General features: G+C 59.4%; 12 protein-coding genes. 9 read left to right on the plus strand and 3 right to left on the minus strand.

Going from position 1 to position 14990, the window contains the following annotated elements; translation table 11 throughout:
- Nucleotides 1-37 precede the first annotated feature (37 nt).
- Nucleotides 38-2203 carry a mechanosensitive ion channel domain-containing protein gene (locus ACIOYV_RS18590; RefSeq protein ID WP_401325829.1) on the plus strand — a complete coding sequence of 722 codons (2166 nt, stop codon included), beginning with the start codon at nucleotides 38-40 and terminating at the stop codon, nucleotides 2201-2203.
- 100 nt (nucleotides 2204-2303) lie between these two features.
- Here ACIOYV_RS18590 and ACIOYV_RS18595 read toward each other — a convergent pair whose 3' ends face one another.
- Nucleotides 2304-3017 carry a UTRA domain-containing protein gene (locus ACIOYV_RS18595; protein ID WP_401325832.1) on the minus strand — a complete coding sequence of 238 codons (714 nt, stop codon included), beginning with the start codon at nucleotides 3015-3017 and terminating at the stop codon, nucleotides 2304-2306.
- Between the two features lie 360 nt (nucleotides 3018-3377).
- Between ACIOYV_RS18595 and ACIOYV_RS18600 the strand changes: the two genes are divergently transcribed.
- The 6 genes from ACIOYV_RS18600 (at nucleotide 3378) to ACIOYV_RS18625 (ending at nucleotide 8782) form a co-directional block, all read left to right on the plus strand.
- A complete protein-coding gene (locus ACIOYV_RS18600; RefSeq protein ID WP_054049595.1) occupies nucleotides 3378-4445 on the plus strand; it encodes an ABC transporter substrate-binding protein in 1068 nt (355 codons plus the stop codon).
- A gap of 145 nt (nucleotides 4446-4590) precedes the next feature.
- Nucleotides 4591-5397, plus strand: coding sequence for an alkaline phosphatase family protein (locus tag ACIOYV_RS18605; RefSeq protein ID WP_401325834.1), 807 nt, complete (start codon nucleotides 4591-4593; stop codon nucleotides 5395-5397).
- Nucleotides 5394-6239: an ABC transporter permease subunit gene (locus tag ACIOYV_RS18610; protein ID WP_054049591.1), complete on the plus strand. Its 846-nt coding sequence runs from the start codon at nucleotides 5394-5396 to the stop codon at nucleotides 6237-6239. The genes ACIOYV_RS18605 and ACIOYV_RS18610 overlap by 4 nt, the downstream gene beginning before the upstream one ends.
- Nucleotides 6226-7026, plus strand: coding sequence for an ABC transporter permease (locus ACIOYV_RS18615; RefSeq protein WP_054049589.1), 801 nt, complete (start codon nucleotides 6226-6228; stop codon nucleotides 7024-7026). The genes ACIOYV_RS18610 and ACIOYV_RS18615 overlap by 14 nt, the downstream gene beginning before the upstream one ends.
- Nucleotides 7023-8012: an ABC transporter ATP-binding protein gene (locus tag ACIOYV_RS18620; RefSeq protein ID WP_290025335.1), complete on the plus strand. Its 990-nt coding sequence runs from the start codon at nucleotides 7023-7025 to the stop codon at nucleotides 8010-8012. The genes ACIOYV_RS18615 and ACIOYV_RS18620 overlap by 4 nt, the downstream gene beginning before the upstream one ends.
- Before the next feature lie 116 nt (nucleotides 8013-8128).
- Nucleotides 8129-8782 (plus strand): HAD family phosphatase, encoded by a 654-nt coding sequence (locus ACIOYV_RS18625; protein WP_054049585.1) that lies wholly within the window; start codon nucleotides 8129-8131, stop codon nucleotides 8780-8782.
- A gap of 139 nt (nucleotides 8783-8921) precedes the next feature.
- Here ACIOYV_RS18625 and ACIOYV_RS18630 read toward each other — a convergent pair whose 3' ends face one another.
- The gene (locus ACIOYV_RS18630) at nucleotides 8922-9884 is read right to left on the minus strand and encodes a zinc-binding dehydrogenase (protein ID WP_401325839.1); all 963 of its coding nucleotides are present in this window, start codon (nucleotides 9882-9884) and stop codon (nucleotides 8922-8924) included.
- A gap of 140 nt (nucleotides 9885-10024) precedes the next feature.
- Between ACIOYV_RS18630 and ACIOYV_RS18635 the strand changes: the two genes are divergently transcribed.
- Both ACIOYV_RS18635 and ACIOYV_RS18640 read left to right on the plus strand, forming a co-directional pair.
- Nucleotides 10025-12106, plus strand: a complete 2082-nt coding sequence (locus tag ACIOYV_RS18635) for a carboxy terminal-processing peptidase (RefSeq protein WP_177332725.1) — start codon at nucleotides 10025-10027, stop codon at nucleotides 12104-12106.
- Nucleotides 12107-12241: 135 nt separating this feature from the next.
- Nucleotides 12242-14032: a bifunctional diguanylate cyclase/phosphodiesterase gene (locus ACIOYV_RS18640; protein ID WP_401325842.1), complete on the plus strand. Its 1791-nt coding sequence runs from the start codon at nucleotides 12242-12244 to the stop codon at nucleotides 14030-14032.
- Between the two features lie 138 nt (nucleotides 14033-14170).
- Here ACIOYV_RS18640 and ACIOYV_RS18645 read toward each other — a convergent pair whose 3' ends face one another.
- On the minus strand, nucleotides 14171-14497 hold the full coding sequence (locus ACIOYV_RS18645) for a hypothetical protein (protein ID WP_401325845.1): 327 nt from the start codon (nucleotides 14495-14497) through the stop codon (nucleotides 14171-14173).
- Nucleotides 14498-14990: the final 493 nt, after the last annotated feature.

Genomic DNA, 14990 nt, shown 5'->3' on the forward strand with positions numbered 1-14990 from the left:
ACTCGGCCGATCCGCTCTTCCCGAGGTTGACCGCCTAGTGTTCGCTCGTCTTTTCGCCCTGCCGTATTTCCTCCTTGTCTGCCTCATGACGCTGCTGCCGATGGCGCCTGCCCAAGCGGTCAGTTTGCCGGGGCTGCTGAATAACTCGGCGAAAACCCAGCCCGAAGCTCAGGAACCCCTGGGGCAATCCCTCGACGAAGTCATCAAGTCCCTGGAAAACGACCAGCAGCGCACCAAGTTACTGGCCGACCTGAAGAAGCTGCGCGACGTCACCAAAAAGGCTCAACCGGCCTCCGAAGAAGGCGTACTCGGCCTGATCGGGGGCACCTTGGCCAGTTTCGAAAAGCAGTTTTCCGGGGTCGACAGCCCAATCACGCGCTGGTCCGACGAGTTCGATCTGGCCAAGGAAGAACTCTCGGCACTGATGCTGCCGGCCAGTGAATGGCTGCCGATCATCTTTGCCTTCGCCATGATCCTGATGGTCTGGAGCCTGCTCGCCGCCGCGCTGATCTGGGTCAGCCATCGGGTGCGCATGCGTTTCGGCCTGACCGAAGAACTGCCGCAACACCCCAAGGCCCTCGACATGCTGCGCTTCGCCTTGCGCAAGCTCGGGCCGTGGCTGATTGCGCTGGTGATGACGGTCTACATGACCTACGCGCTGCCCTCGTCCCTGGGCAAAAGCCTGGCGATGGTGCTGGCCTATGCGCTGGTGGTCGGCACGTGTTTCTCGGCGATCTGTGTGATTGCGTTCTCTGTGCTCGACGGGCCGCACCGCCATCGCGCCTTGTACATCCTGCGCCACCAGGCCTTCCGGCCGCTGTGGCTGATCGGCAGCTTCGCCGCGTTCGGTGAAGCGCTGAGCGATCCGCGCCTGGTGGCCAGCCTCGGCAGTCACCTCGCGCACACCGCCGCAACCATCGCCAATGTGCTGGCAGCGCTGTCCACCGGGTTGTTCATCCTGCGTTTCCGCCGGCCGATTGCGCACTTGATCCGCAACCAGCCGTTGTCCCGGCGACTGACCCGCCGTGCCCTGAGCGACACCATCGATATCCTCGGCACCTTCTGGTACGTGCCGGCGCTGGTGCTGGTGTGCATTTCGCTGTTCGCCACCTTCATTTCGGCGGGCGACACCAGCACCGCGTTGCGCCAGTCGCTGATCTGCACGGTGCTGCTGGTGTTGTGCATGGTCATCAACGGATTGGTGCGCCGCCACTCGCTCAAACCCCAGCGTGGAGTGAAGCGCCACGCGTTGTATTCGGATCGCCTGAAAAGCTTCTGCTACACCCTCGCCCATCTGTTTGTGTGGCTGGTATTCATCGAGCTCGGCCTGAGGGTCTGGGGCATGTCGCTGATTGCCTTCACCGAAGGCGAAGGGCATGAAGTCAGCGTCAAGTTGTTCAGCCTCGCCGGCACGCTGATTTTCGCCTGGCTGATCTGGATCCTCAGCGACACCGCCGTGCACCACGCCCTCACCCGCTCGCGCAAAGGCCTGGCGAATGCCCGGGCGCAGACGATGATGCCGCTGATCCGCAACGTGCTGTTCGTGGCGATCTTCATCATTGCGCTGATCGTCGCGCTGGCAAACATGGGCATGAACGTCACGCCACTGCTGGCGGGTGCCGGTGTGATCGGTCTGGCCATCGGTTTCGGCGCGCAGTCGCTGGTTGCCGACTTGATCACTGGCCTGTTCATCATCATCGAAGACTCTTTGGCCATCGACGACTACGTGGACGTCGGCGGCCACCTCGGCACCGTCGAAGGTCTGACCATTCGTACCGTGCGCCTGCGGGACATCGACGGCATCGTCCACACCATTCCGTTCAGCGAAATCAAAAGCATCAAGAACTACTCGCGGGAATTCGGCTACGCGATCTTTCGGGTGGCGGTGCCCTACAACATGGAAATCGACGACGCGATCAAGTTGATGCGCGAAGTCGGTCAGAAGATGCGCACCGATCCGCTGCAACGGCGCAACATCTGGTCGCCGCTGGAGATTCAAGGTGTGGAAAGTTTCGAGTCCGGCAGCGCGATCCTGCGCGCCCGGTTCAAGACCGCGCCGATCAAGCAGTGGGAAGTTTCGCGGGCGTTCAACTTGTCGCTGAAACGGCATCTGGATGAGGCGGGGCTGGATCTGGCGACGCCTAGGATGAGTATTCAGGTGGTGACGGCGGGTGGTGGCCCACAAAAGGAACAGCCTTTGTAGGAGCGAGGCTTGCCCGCGAAGACGGTCTATCAGCCAACATCAATGTTGAATTGAAGTCCCTCTTCGCGGGCAAGCCTCGCTCCTACAGGGGATCAAATGCTCAGACGACGTCGACCCCCACATGAATCGCATCATGCCGCCAAAACTCCAGATCACAATCGATCAGCCGCTCATGCTGATCGTAGTTAACCCGGGCAATCCGCAACCCCGGGCTCCCCACCGACACCCGTAAAGCCGCCGCCGCATCCACCGACAACGACGTCGGCACGATCTCGAAGCGCACCCGCCCGTAGTGCAAATCGTAGTGCCGCGCATACAGCTCGGTAATCGACTGATTCAAATCAAAGTCCAGAATCCCCGGGAAAAACTGCGGGTTCAGATAGTGCTCCACGTACAACACCAATCGCCCATCGATGCGCCGGGCCCGGCATATCTGGATCACGCTCGACAACGCCGGCAACTGCAACCACGCACACACCGCCGCCGACGCCGGTTGCAGGCGCGCGGAAATCACTTCGGTGGATGGCACACGGCCCTGCGCACTGACCATCGCGTGGAAGTGGCTGCGCTGCATCAGGTTATAGGCCAGGCGCGGCGGCGAGACGAACCAGCCACGGCGCTCCTCGCGATAAATCTGGCCCTGTGCTTCCAACTGCAACAGCGCCTCACGCACGGTGATCCGCGTGGTACCGAACAACTCACTGAGCTTGCGCTCGGCCGGCAACTTGCTGCCTGCCGACAACAAGCCGTGGTCGAGCTGCTCTTGCAGCACCTGGCCAATCGCTGTCACCGCTTTTGTTGCCTCGTCGCGCATCAACGTTACCTATCTGGACTAGACCAGCACTGTTTCGGGGCAGAACCGCACGGTAAAACCCGCTTATCCAACATTCTGCAAGCCTAGGCAGTGCAGATGACTGAGAGATGACAGCTGCCAAACGGTCATCCCGAATCTGCCTGCAAACCTTGCAATACATCGGCCAAGTCCCTTGCCCTGCGGGCGTTTAACCATGGTCTACGCTTACCGGGCACCCGCCAATTCCGGGCAAATAAAAGTCCTGTTCGGCGACGATCGACATGAAAGTGTCATGCAGCCCCCTTAAATTGGCTCAGGTATTGCTGACCTAGACCAACACAACCGCAATCGCAGCGTTGAAAACGCCCAAAGGAGCTTCGGATGAAACAGCTTTTCCTGGCATCACTGTTAGGCTCGACCATTGCCATGTGCACCGCCGCCATGGCTGCTGATACGGATTTGAAAACCCTCGAAGCCGCTGCGAAAGCGGAAGGCGCAGTCAACAGCGTCGGTATGCCCGATGACTGGGCCAACTGGAAAGGCACCTGGGATGACCTGGCCAAGAACTACGGCCTGAAACACATCGACACCGACATGAGCTCGGCCCAGGAAATCGCCAAGTTCGCCGCTGAAAAAGACAACGCCAGCGCCGACATCGGCGACGTCGGTGCCGCCTTCGGCCCGATCGCGGTCAAGCAAGGCGTGGTGCAACCGTACAAGCCAAGCACCTGGGCACAAGTCCCGGACTGGGCCAAGGACAAGGACGGCAACTGGGCGCTGGCCTACACCGGCACCATCGCATTCATCGTCAACAAGAAGCTGTTGCACGGTTCCGAAGCACCGACCAAATGGGCCGACCTCAAGACCGGCAAATACAAGGTTTCCATCGGTGACGTGAGCACCGCCGCCCAGGCTGCCAACGGTGTACTGGCTGCAGCGCTGGCCAACGGTGGCGACGAGAAGAACCTGCAGCCTGCCCTGCTGCTGTTCGCAGACATCGCCAAGCAAGGTCGTCTGTCGATGGCCAACCCGACCATCGCCACCATGGAAAAAGGCGAGATCGAAGTCGGCGTGGTCTGGGACTTCAACGGCCTGAGCTACAAAGCCAAGATGGCCAACCCGGATGACTACATCGTGCTGATTCCGTCCGACGGTTCGGTGATTTCTGGCTACACCACCATCATCAACAAATACGCGAAGAACCCGAACGCCGCCAAGCTGACCCGCGAATACATCTTCAGCGACGCCGGCCAGATCAACCTGGCGCGCGGCAACGCCCGTCCGATCCGCGCCGAACACCTGCAACTGCCGGCCGAAGTCAAAGCCAAGCTGCTGCCGAACGAGCAGTACAAAGGCGTGACCCCGATCAAGGACGCGGATGCGTGGGAGAAGACTTCCAAAGCCCTGCCGCAGAAGTGGAACGAAGAAGTCATCGTCGAAATGAAGTAATGCTTCAGATCTTGTAGGAGCGAGGCTTGCCCGCGAAGAGGGACTGACATTCAGCATTGAAGTTGGCTGAAAGTCCGCCTTCGCGAGCAAGCTTCGCTCCTACAGGTTTCGCTGAAATCCATTGTTTTTCGGAGTCATCGCCCCTATGAAGCACAACGTCATCCTTGTCGTGCTCGACGGTCTCAACTACGAGGTCGCGCGCCACGCCATGGGGCACCTGCAGGCTTACGTTGGCGCAGGACGCGCGGCGCTCTACAAACTGGAATGCGAACTGCCGGCCCTGTCCCGACCGCTGTATGAATGCATCCTGACCGGTGTTGCGCCGATCGACAGTGGCATCGTCCACAACGGCGTCTCGCGCCTGTCCAACCAGCGCAGCATCTACCACTACGCCACCGACGCCGGCCTCACCACCGCCGCCGCGGCTTATCACTGGGTCAGCGAGTTGTACAACCGTTCGCCGTTCGTGGCGGCCCGGGATCGCCACACCAACGACCCGACATTGCCGATCCAGCACGGGCACTTCTACTGGAGCGATCACTACCCCGATTCGCACCTGTTCGCCGACGCGGAAAACCTGCGCCTGCGGCATGCACCAAACTTTCTGTTGATCCACCCCATGAACATCGACGACGCCGGGCACAAGCACGGCCTCGACACCCCGCAATACCGCAACAGCGCGCGCTTCGCCGACATCTACCTCGCGGATTACCTGCAAGGCTGGCTCGATGCCGGCTACCAGGTGCTGGTGACCGCCGACCACGGCATGAACAACGACCGCTCGCACAACGGCCTGTTGCCGGAAGAACGCGAAGTGCCGCTGTTCGTCCTCGGCGACGCCTTCAGTTTCAACGCCGGCGCCACGCCGACACAGACCGAAATCTGCGGCACCGTCTGCGAACTGCTGGGTGTGGCCCACGACAAACCTGTGTGCCGGGAGCTGCTCAAGTGAATTCCATCTCTCGCGGCAAATGGCTGGCAGCCTTATGCCTGGTGCCCTTCGCACTGTTCTTTATCGTGTTCGAAATCGCCCCGCTGGTCTGGGTGATGATCAACAGCCTGCAATCGGAAGAGTTCGGTTGGGGCGTCGAAAACTTCACCAAGATCTTCAGTTCGAAGTTCTACTTGCAGGCGATCCAGTACAGCCTCGAGATCAGTTTCTGGTCCAGCGTGTTCGGGATCATCATCGCAGTGCTCGGCGCCTATTCCCTACGCCGGGTCGACTCGAAACTGCGCAACTTCGTGAATGCCTTCGCCAACATGACCAGCAACTTTGCCGGCGTGCCATTGGCCTTCGCCTTCATCATTCTGCTGGGCTTCAACGGCAGTTTCACAATCATGCTGAAACAGGCCGGGATCATTCAGGATTTCAACCTGTACTCGAAAACCGGGCTGATCATTCTCTACACCTACTTCCAGATTCCTTTGGGCGTGTTGCTGCTCTACCCGGCCTTCGACGCATTGCGTGAAGACTGGCGTGAGTCCGCCGAACTGCTCGGCGCCAACGGCTGGCAGTTCTGGCGTCACATCGGTTTGCCGGTGTTGACCCCGGCGCTGCTGGGGACCTTCGTGATCCTGCTGGCCAACGCCCTCGGCGCCTACGCCACGGTCTACGCCCTGACCACCGGCAACTTCAACGTGCTGCCGATCCGCATCGCGGCAATGGTCTCCGGCGATATTTCCCTCGATCCGAACCTGGCCAGTGCCCTGGCCGTGGTGTTGGTGGCGTTGATGACCCTGGTGACCATCGTGCATCAGCTGCTGTTGAAGAGGAGCTACCATGTCTCGCGCTGAATTAGGGCCGGTCGGTGTCTACCACCGGGTCGTGGTGTATTTGCTGTTCGCCATTCTGTTGCTGCCGCTGGCCGGGACGCTGATCTACTCGATCGCCAGCAGTTGGTCGGCGACGATTCTGCCCAGCGGCTTTACCTTCAAATGGTACGTGCAACTCTGGAGCGATCCGCGCTTTCTGCATGCGTTCGGGCAGTCATTGCTGGTGTGTGTCGGCGCGCTGATTCTGTCGGTGGTACTGATTCTGCCGCTGCTGTTTGTGGTGCATTACCACTTCCCGAAACTCGATGCGCTGATGAACATTCTGATCCTCCTGCCCTTCGCGGTGCCGCCGGTGGTGTCGTCGGTGGGGCTGCTGCAACTCTACGGTTCCGGGCCGTTTGCGATGGTCGGCACGCCGTGGATCCTGATCGGTTGCTACTTCACCGTGGCACTGCCATTCATGTACCGGGCGATCACCAACAACCTGCAAGCGATCAATCTGCGCGACCTGATGGACGCCGCCCAATTGCTCGGTGCCAGCACCTTTCAAGCGGCGTTCCTGGTGGTGCTGCCGAACTTGCGCAAGGGCTTGATGGTGGCGTTGCTGCTGTCATTCTCGTTCCTGTTCGGCGAGTTCGTGTTCGCCAACATCCTGGTCGGCACGCGCTACGAAACCCTGCAGGTCTACCTCAACAACATGCGTAACAGCAGCGGCCATTTCACCAGTGCGCTGGTGATTTCCTACTTCTTCTTTGTGCTGGTTCTGACCTGGGCGGCCAATATCTTGAACAAGGACAAAAGCGAATGAGCTATGTCAGCGTCCAACACCTGCAAAAAAACTACGCAGGCACCACGGTGTTCAGCGACATCAACTGCGAAATCCAGAAGGGCGAATTCGTCACCCTCCTCGGCCCGTCCGGTTGCGGCAAGTCCACCCTGCTGCGGTGCATTGCCGGGCTGACTTCGGTGGATGGCGGCAAGATCCTGCTGGATGGCGTCGACATCGTGCCATTGAGCCCACAGAAACGCGGGATCGGCATGGTGTTCCAGAGCTACGCACTGTTCCCGAACATGACCGTGGAGCAGAACGTCGCCTTCGGCTTGCGCATGCAGAAGGTCAACGCCGACGACAGTCAGAAGCGCGTCGCCGAAGTGCTGAAACTGGTGGAGCTGAACGACTTCGCCGGCCGCTATCCGCATCAAATGTCCGGCGGTCAATGCCAGCGCGTGGCCCTGGCCCGCTCGCTGGTCACCCGTCCACGGCTGTTGCTGCTGGATGAACCGTTGTCGGCCCTGGACGCACGGATTCGCAAGCACCTGCGCGAACAGATCCGTGCGATCCAGCGCGAACTCGGCCTGACCACGATCTTCGTCACACACGATCAGGAAGAAGCCCTGACCATGTCTGATCGCATTTTCCTGATGAATCAGGGAAAGATCGTACAAAGCGGCGATGCCGAAACCCTCTACACCGCGCCGGTGGATGTGTTCGCTGCCGGTTTCATCGGCAACTACAACCTGCTGGACGCCGACGCCGCCTCGAAGCTGCTGCAACGGCCGATCAGCCACCGCATCGCGATTCGCCCGGAAGCCATCGAACTGAGCCTGAACGGCGAACTCGACGCACAGATCCGCAGCCACAGCCTGTTGGGCAACGTGATTCGCTACCGGGTCGAGGCCCGGGGCGTGGAATTGGTGGTGGATGTGCTCAACCGCTCGGCGGCCGATCTGCACCCCGATGGTCAGCGTCTGGCGCTTTCCATCGATCCGACGGCCCTGTGTGAAGTAGCTTGAAAGCAGCCGCAAGCTGCAAGCGACAAGCTTCAAGCTGTAGACTGCTGACCACCTAAATCCACTTCTTGCAGCTTGAAGCTTATAGCTTGAAGCTGTTCTCGGAGAGAACCAAACAGATGGCCCTGGCAATTTTTGATCTGGACGAAACCCTGATCCACGGCGACTGCGCCACCCTCTGGAGCGAACAGATGGGCCGGCTGGGTTGGGTCGATCCCGAGTCGTTCATGCGGCAGAACAACGAACTGATGGACGCCTACAGCCACGGCAAACTGCGGATGGAGGACTACATGACCTTCAGCCTGGAGCCGATGATCGGGCGCACGCCGGAAGAAGTCGATCACCTGGTCGGCCCGTGGGTGGAGGATTTCATCGAGCCGATAATCTTCAGCGACGCCACCAAAACCATCGCCGCCCATCGCAAGGCTGGGGATCGGATCCTGGTGATCTCGGCGTCGGGCACGCACCTGGTGCGGCCGATTGCCGATCGTCTGGGGATCGACGAGATCCTCGGCATCGAACTGGAAGTGGCGCATGGGGTTTATAGCGGGCACACGGTCGGCACGCTGACCTACCGCGAAGGCAAAATCACCCGGTTGCTGGAATGGCTGGATGCCGAAGAGGAAAACCTCGAAGGCGCGAGCTTCTATTCGGATTCACGCAACGACTTGCCGTTGTTGCTGAAAGTGGATTTCCCGCACGTGGTGAACCCGGATCCGGTGTTGCTGGAGCATGCCCAGAAGGCCGGCTGGCCGATCCACCTCTGGAAATAACCGAGAACCCGGGACGCTCCTCGCCCCTGTAGGAGCGAGGCTTGCCCGCGAAGAACGATGACGCGGTCTGACAGATACACCGTGTCGTCTCATTCGCGGGCAAGCCTCGCTCCTACGGGGATTATGTGGACCCAGGGAATCAGGTCAGACTTTCGTCAATCACCAACACCAACTTCCCCGCCACCGTATTGCTCGCCAATTCCGCAAACGCCGCTTCGGCATCCTTGATCTTGAACGTCTTGGCCAATTGCGGCTTCAACCGCCCTTCTGCAAACAACGGCCACACATGCTGGCTCAGATCACTGAACACATCTGCCTTGAACTGATCGTCACGGCTGCGCAACGTCGAGCCCAGCAGCTGCACACGCTTGCCCAGCACCTGCGCCAGATCCAGCTTCGCCTCGCGGCCGCCCATCAGACCGATCAGCACCCAGCGACCATCCAGCGCCGTCAACTTGAGATTCAGCGCAGCGTAATTGCCGCCCACCGGATCCAGGATCACATCGAACGGCCCCAGATCGCTCAAGCTCTCCAGATCCCCGGTGCGCACCACCCCGCCCTGGGCTCCCAGAGCTTCGCAGTAGGCCAAACGCTCGGCGGACCCGACGCTCACCCAGCACGGGTTGCCAAACGCCTTGCACAACTGAATGGCGGCTGAACCGATTCCACTTGCCCCGGCGTGCAGCAGAACTTTCTCACCGGGTTTGAGGCCGGCCAGATGAAATAAATTTAACCAAACAGTCGCATACACTTCGGGCAACGCTGCCGCCTCGGCCAACGACAAACCTTCGGGCACCGGCAGCACATGCCGTCCGTCGACAACCACTTCTTCGGCCATCCCGCCCCCGGCCAGCAAGGCGCAAACCCTGTCCCCCACCTGCCAGGACGAGCCCGCGCCGACCTCGCTGATCACCCCGGAACACTCTAGACCGAGCACCTGACTGGCTCCCGGCGGGGGCGGATAAAGGCCCGCCTTCTGTAACAAATCTGCGCGATTGAGACCCGCTGCCGCCACTCGAATGCGAACTTGTCCTACATCACAGGTAGGACTCGGCTCTTCAACCCACTCCACTTGACCGTCAACGCCTTGCAATGCTTTCACAGTGCCTCCATAGTGAGTCTGGACTGAGCCCGTAGCGGTAGCGCCGGGCTTTCTTGCATTATGTGACCGGCCCTTTGTGGAACCGGCGACTTCAAAGACGGCCTAATATGCGTGATCAATTGTCCCCGCGTCGAATCAGCATGAAGCAACTGTTTCCCAGCACCGCCCTAGCCCTATTTATTGGTATCGGCCTTTTGCCGATGTCGAGCAATTCGTTTGCAGCCAATAGCTGGGACAACCTTCAGCCTGATCGTGACGAAGTTATCGCCAGCCTGAACGTCGTCGAGCTGCTCAAGCGCCACCACTACAGCAAGCCGCCGCTCGATGATGCGCGCTCCGTGATCATCTACGACAGCTACCTCAAGCTGCTGGATCCATCGCGCAGCTACTTCATGGCCAGCGACATTGCCGAATTCGACAAGTGGAAAACCCAGTTTGACGACTTCCTCAAAAGCGGCGACCTGAACGCCGGGTTTACCATCTACAAGCGCTACCTGGACCGCGTCAAAGCGCGTCTGGACTTCGCCCTTGCAGAGCTGAACAAAGGCGTCGACAAGATCGACTTCACCGCCAAGGAAACCTTGCTGATCGATCGCAAGGATGCCCCGTGGCTCAAGTCCACCGCCGAACTCGACGACCTGTGGCGCAAACGCGTCAAGGACGAAGTCTTGCGGATGAAGATCGCCGGCAAGGATTCCAAGCAGATCCAGGAAACCCTGACCAAGCGCTACAAAAATCAGTTGTCGCGTCTGGACCAGACGCGTCCGGAAGATATCTTCCAGGCGTACATCAACACCTTCGCCATGTCCTACGACCCGCACACCAACTATCTGTCGCCGGATAACGCGGAAAACTTCGACATCAACATGAGCCTGTCCCTCGAGGGCATCGGCGCCGTGTTGCAGAGCGATAACGACCAGGTGAAAGTCGTGCGTCTGGTGCCTGCTGGCCCGGCCGACAAGACCAAAATGGTGGCCCCGGCCGACAAGATCATCGGTGTGGCCCAGGCCAACAAAGAGATGGTCGACGTGGTCGGCTGGCGCCTGGACGAAGTGGTCAAGCTGATCCGTGGGCCGAAAGGCACCGTGGTGCGCCTGGAAGTGATTCCGGCCAGCAATGCGCCAAACGACCAGACCAGCAAAATCGTGCCGATCACCCGTGAAGCGGTGAAGCTTGAAGATCAGGCTGTGAAGAAGTCGGTCCTCAACCTGAAACAGGACGGCAAGGACTACAAGCTCGGCGTCATCGAGATCCCGGCCTTCTACCTGGACTTCAAGGCATTCCGTGCTGGCGATCCGGACTACAAGAGCACCACTCGCGACGTCAAGAAACTGCTGACCGAGTTGCAGAAAGACAAAGTTGACGGCGTGGTCATCGACCTGCGTAACAACGGCGGCGGTTCTTTGCAGGAAGCCACCGAGCTGACCAGTCTGTTCATCGACAAAGGTCCGACCGTACTCGTGCGTAACGCCGACGGCCGGGTCGATGTGCTGGAAGATGAAAACCCGGGCGCGTTCTACAAAGGCCCGATGGCGTTGCTGGTCAACCGCTTGTCCGCCTCGGCTTCGGAGATTTTCGCCGGCGCCATGCAGGACTATCACCGTGCACTGATCATCGGCGGCCAGACCTTCGGTAAAGGCACCGTGCAGACCATTCAGCCGCTGAACCATGGCGAACTGAAACTGACCCTGGCCAAGTTCTACCGGGTTTCCGGCCAGAGCACCCAGCATCAGGGCGTACTGCCGGATGTGGATTTCCCGTCGATCATCGACACCAAGGAAATCGGCGAAAGCGCCCTGCCGGAAGCCATGCCGTGGGACACCATCAAGGCCTCGATCAAACCGGCGACCGACCCGTTCAAGCCATACATCGCCGAGCTCAAATCCGAGCACGACGTACGTTCGGCCAAAGACGCGGAGTTTGTGTTCATCCGCGACAAGCTGGCCCTGGCTCAGAAGCTGATGGAAGAAAAAACCGTCAGCCTCAACGAAGCCGATCGTCGCAAGCAACACGCCGACATCGAAGCCAAGCAACTGGTCATGGAAAACATCCGTCGCAAAGCCAAGGGCGAAGAACCGCTCAAAGAGCTGAAGAAAGAAGACGAAGATGCCATCGCGGCCGAGCCGGACAAAATCAAACCGGAAGACGATGCCTACCTGAGCGAAACCGGGCGGGTGCTGCTGGATTACCTAAAACTGAGTAACCAGGTAGCCAAGCACTAAGATGATGGCAATTTAATGCTGACGCTCTCCGGAGCGTCATCAAACAGTCATCATTCTGTCGTGAAATACAGGACTGGGAGCGCCTCTTGAATCAAGAGTCCGCTCCCAGTCCTTTTTTTATCGCCAGAGAACGCCATGACCACGACCGAACAGCTGAGTGCCTTGAGTTCAATACTGGCTCAAAGCGGTTTGCACAGTCTGTTCCAGCCGATCATCTCCCTCTCTGAACGACGAATCGTCGGCTACGAAGCCCTCAGCCGTGGCCCCTCCAACAGCCCACTGCACTCCCCCATCGCCCTGTTCGCCGTGGCCCGTCAGGCCGGGCGTCTCAGTGAGCTGGAAATCGCCTGTCGCCAAAGCGCCTGCCGCCGCTTCAACGAACAGCAACTGCCGGGCAAGTTGTTCCTCAACGTATCGCCGGAATCCCTGCTCGAAACCTCGCACCAACCGGGCCGCACCCTGCAACTGCTGCAGGACTTCGGCATCCCGCCGAGTCAGGTGGTGATCGAACTCACCGAACAAACCCCGACCGATGATTTCCAGCTGCTGCAAAACGCTTTGCATCACTACCGGGCGATGGGGTTTTCGATTGCACTGGACGACCTCGGCGCGGGTTATTCGAGTTTGCGGCTGTGGTCCGAGCTGCGGCCGGACTACGTCAAAATTGATCGGCACTTCATCGACGGTATCCACCAGGACGCGCTCAAACGCGAATTCGTCGGCTCGATCCTGCAAATCGCCAAGGCCTCCCGCGCGCTAGTGATCGCCGAAGGCATTGAGTTGCCGGAGGAACTCGCGATACTCACCGAAATGGGCGTCGACCTGGTGCAAGGCTATCTGCTCTGCCGCCCCCAGGAACATCCGCCACGGGATGCACGGGCGCTGATGCCCAAGCAGGAAAGCACCGTGGTGGCGCTGAACGACGAAGGCAGCGACCTCAGCGCCCTGCTCAACGACCAACCCGCCGTGGCCCGCGACACCCCGACCGCGACCGTACTCGAAGCCTTCCGCCGCCAAGCCAACCTGAACTCACTGGCGGTGCTCGACGAACAAGGCCAACCGTGCGGCATCGTCCACCGCCACTCGCTCTCCGACGCCCTGCTCAAGCCCTTCGCCACCGACCTCTTCGCCCGCAAACCCATCAGCCGCCTGATGAACGACGACTTCCTCGCCGTCGAAATGAGCCAATCCCTGCAACAAGTCAGCCGCCTCATCACCAGCCGCGCCCGACAACGCATCGAAGAAGACTTCATCATCACCCTCAACGGCAGCTACCTCGGGCTCGGCCGCGTCATCGACGTCCTCAAACTGATCACCGAACTCAAAATCCAACAAGCCCGCTACGCCAACCCGCTCACCCTGCTCCCCGGCAACGTACCCATCCAACAATGCCTGACCCGCCTGCTACAACAAGCGCGGGAATCGGTAATCTGCTACGTCGACATCGACAGCTTCAAACCCTTCAACGACATCTACGGATATGGCCGTGGGGACGAAGTCCTACTGTGTCTGGCGCAGTGTCTGAATGATCGCGTAGACCCTTCCCGCGACTTCGTAGGACATATCGGCGGGGATGACTTTTTGCTGGTGCTCGGGCCGGAGGATTGGCGCAAACGTTTGAACCAGCTACTGGATGATTTTCACAGCCAGTGTCGGCGGTTCTATCGCGCTGAGCATCTTGAGGCTGGGTGCCTCATCGCGCCGAATCGCCAAGGTGTAAGGCAGGAGTTTCCACTGCTGTCGCTGTCCATCGGCGTGGTGCACCTGCACCCCGAAGCCTGTGGACAACTCGATGCGAGTCAATTGGCAGAGATGGCGTCACAAGCCAAACACCACGCGAAGAACGTGCCGGGGTATAGCGTGCATGTGATTGATAGCCTTGCGGTGCCTGGACGAGAGGATGAACTGCTGATGGGACAGCGGTGATCGACCTGACGCGTTCGCGGGCAAGCCTAGCTCCTACGGGGTTTAGCGTAATGCCCAATTTTTGCAACCAACACAAAACCCTGTAGGAGCGAGGCTTGCCCGCGAAGACGCCAGATCAAACACCCGAGATCTGTAAAACTATTCCGCCGAAGGCATCGCCCGCAACCGCCGCCCCAACACACCCAACACATCACACCCATCCCGCAACGGAATGGCACACAGCAACGCAAAGTCACTGAGAATGAAGGACTCACACTCAATCGACCCACGCATAGACATGTTCTCCAGCACCTGAGTAACCGCACGAATTCGATAATTGGCAGCGTCATACAAAACATCAAGCGGCGCATGGGTATCCACGAACAAGGTCGGCATGTCGTCGCAATTGCTGGTGAGCGCCATGAAGCGGCTTTTGGGGTGGGGAGTTGGTTTTTCGTAAGGAGGATCGGGGTGCAGTGTTGTCATTTTTAAAACCTTAAAAGTGTGATGGAAACTGCCATCCACCCTCCTACAGGTTAGGGTGGCAGCTATGCGCGGGGTAGGAATATCGAGACTTTTAAGGCAAAACTCGACCACACCGAAGCGTGCCCGCACACAGCCGCCGCAACGAATCTTACGGACGCAATTCAACGGCCGCAATCAAGCATCGACGCCAATGTCACCTTACAAGTCTTGAAGGGTTCCTACGCCCTTGTCGCTGAATACACAGCGACCACCAAAGCCTACCGATCGAATCCACCGCGCACCAGTTCACCAAAACCGCCGCGACTTGAAGGAAACTTCCGAAGACCTTGCCCGGAATATTCGCTCAGTAACGGTGCGAACGACTTTGCTACAGCCCAGCCCTATTTTTCCATTATTTGGAGTGACCGCTTTCGGCCAAAAGCGGTCATCGGGTAAATGCATGGTGACCTCACAGCGGTTCTACTGCGTGAAGCTCGCAGCCAAATCGTACGCC

The sequence above is a fragment of the Pseudomonas sp. NPDC087342 genome (assembly GCF_044744265.1).
Lineage (GTDB): Bacteria > Pseudomonadota > Gammaproteobacteria > Pseudomonadales > Pseudomonadaceae > Aquipseudomonas > Aquipseudomonas nunensis.

What these genes read in the sequence shown, in the direction of transcription:
- ACIOYV_RS18635 (WP_177332725.1), top strand. Translation starts at nt 10,025, where the DNA reads ATGAAGCAACTGTTTCCCAGCACCGCCCTAGCCCTATTTATTGGTATC.
- ACIOYV_RS18595 (WP_401325832.1), bottom strand. Translation starts at nt 3,017, where the DNA reads ATGCGCGACGAGGCAACAAAAGCGGTGACAGCGATTGGCCAGGTGCTG.
- ACIOYV_RS18625 (WP_054049585.1), top strand. Translation starts at nt 8,129, where the DNA reads ATGGCCCTGGCAATTTTTGATCTGGACGAAACCCTGATCCACGGCGAC.
- ACIOYV_RS18605 (WP_401325834.1), top strand. Translation starts at nt 4,591, where the DNA reads ATGAAGCACAACGTCATCCTTGTCGTGCTCGACGGTCTCAACTACGAG.
- ACIOYV_RS18600 (WP_054049595.1), top strand. Translation starts at nt 3,378, where the DNA reads ATGAAACAGCTTTTCCTGGCATCACTGTTAGGCTCGACCATTGCCATG.
- ACIOYV_RS18620 (WP_290025335.1), top strand. Translation starts at nt 7,023, where the DNA reads ATGAGCTATGTCAGCGTCCAACACCTGCAAAAAAACTACGCAGGCACC.
- ACIOYV_RS18640 (WP_401325842.1), top strand. Translation starts at nt 12,242, where the DNA reads ATGACCACGACCGAACAGCTGAGTGCCTTGAGTTCAATACTGGCTCAA.
- ACIOYV_RS18615 (WP_054049589.1), top strand. Translation starts at nt 6,226, where the DNA reads ATGTCTCGCGCTGAATTAGGGCCGGTCGGTGTCTACCACCGGGTCGTG.
- ACIOYV_RS18645 (WP_401325845.1), bottom strand. Translation starts at nt 14,497, where the DNA reads ATGACAACACTGCACCCCGATCCTCCTTACGAAAAACCAACTCCCCAC.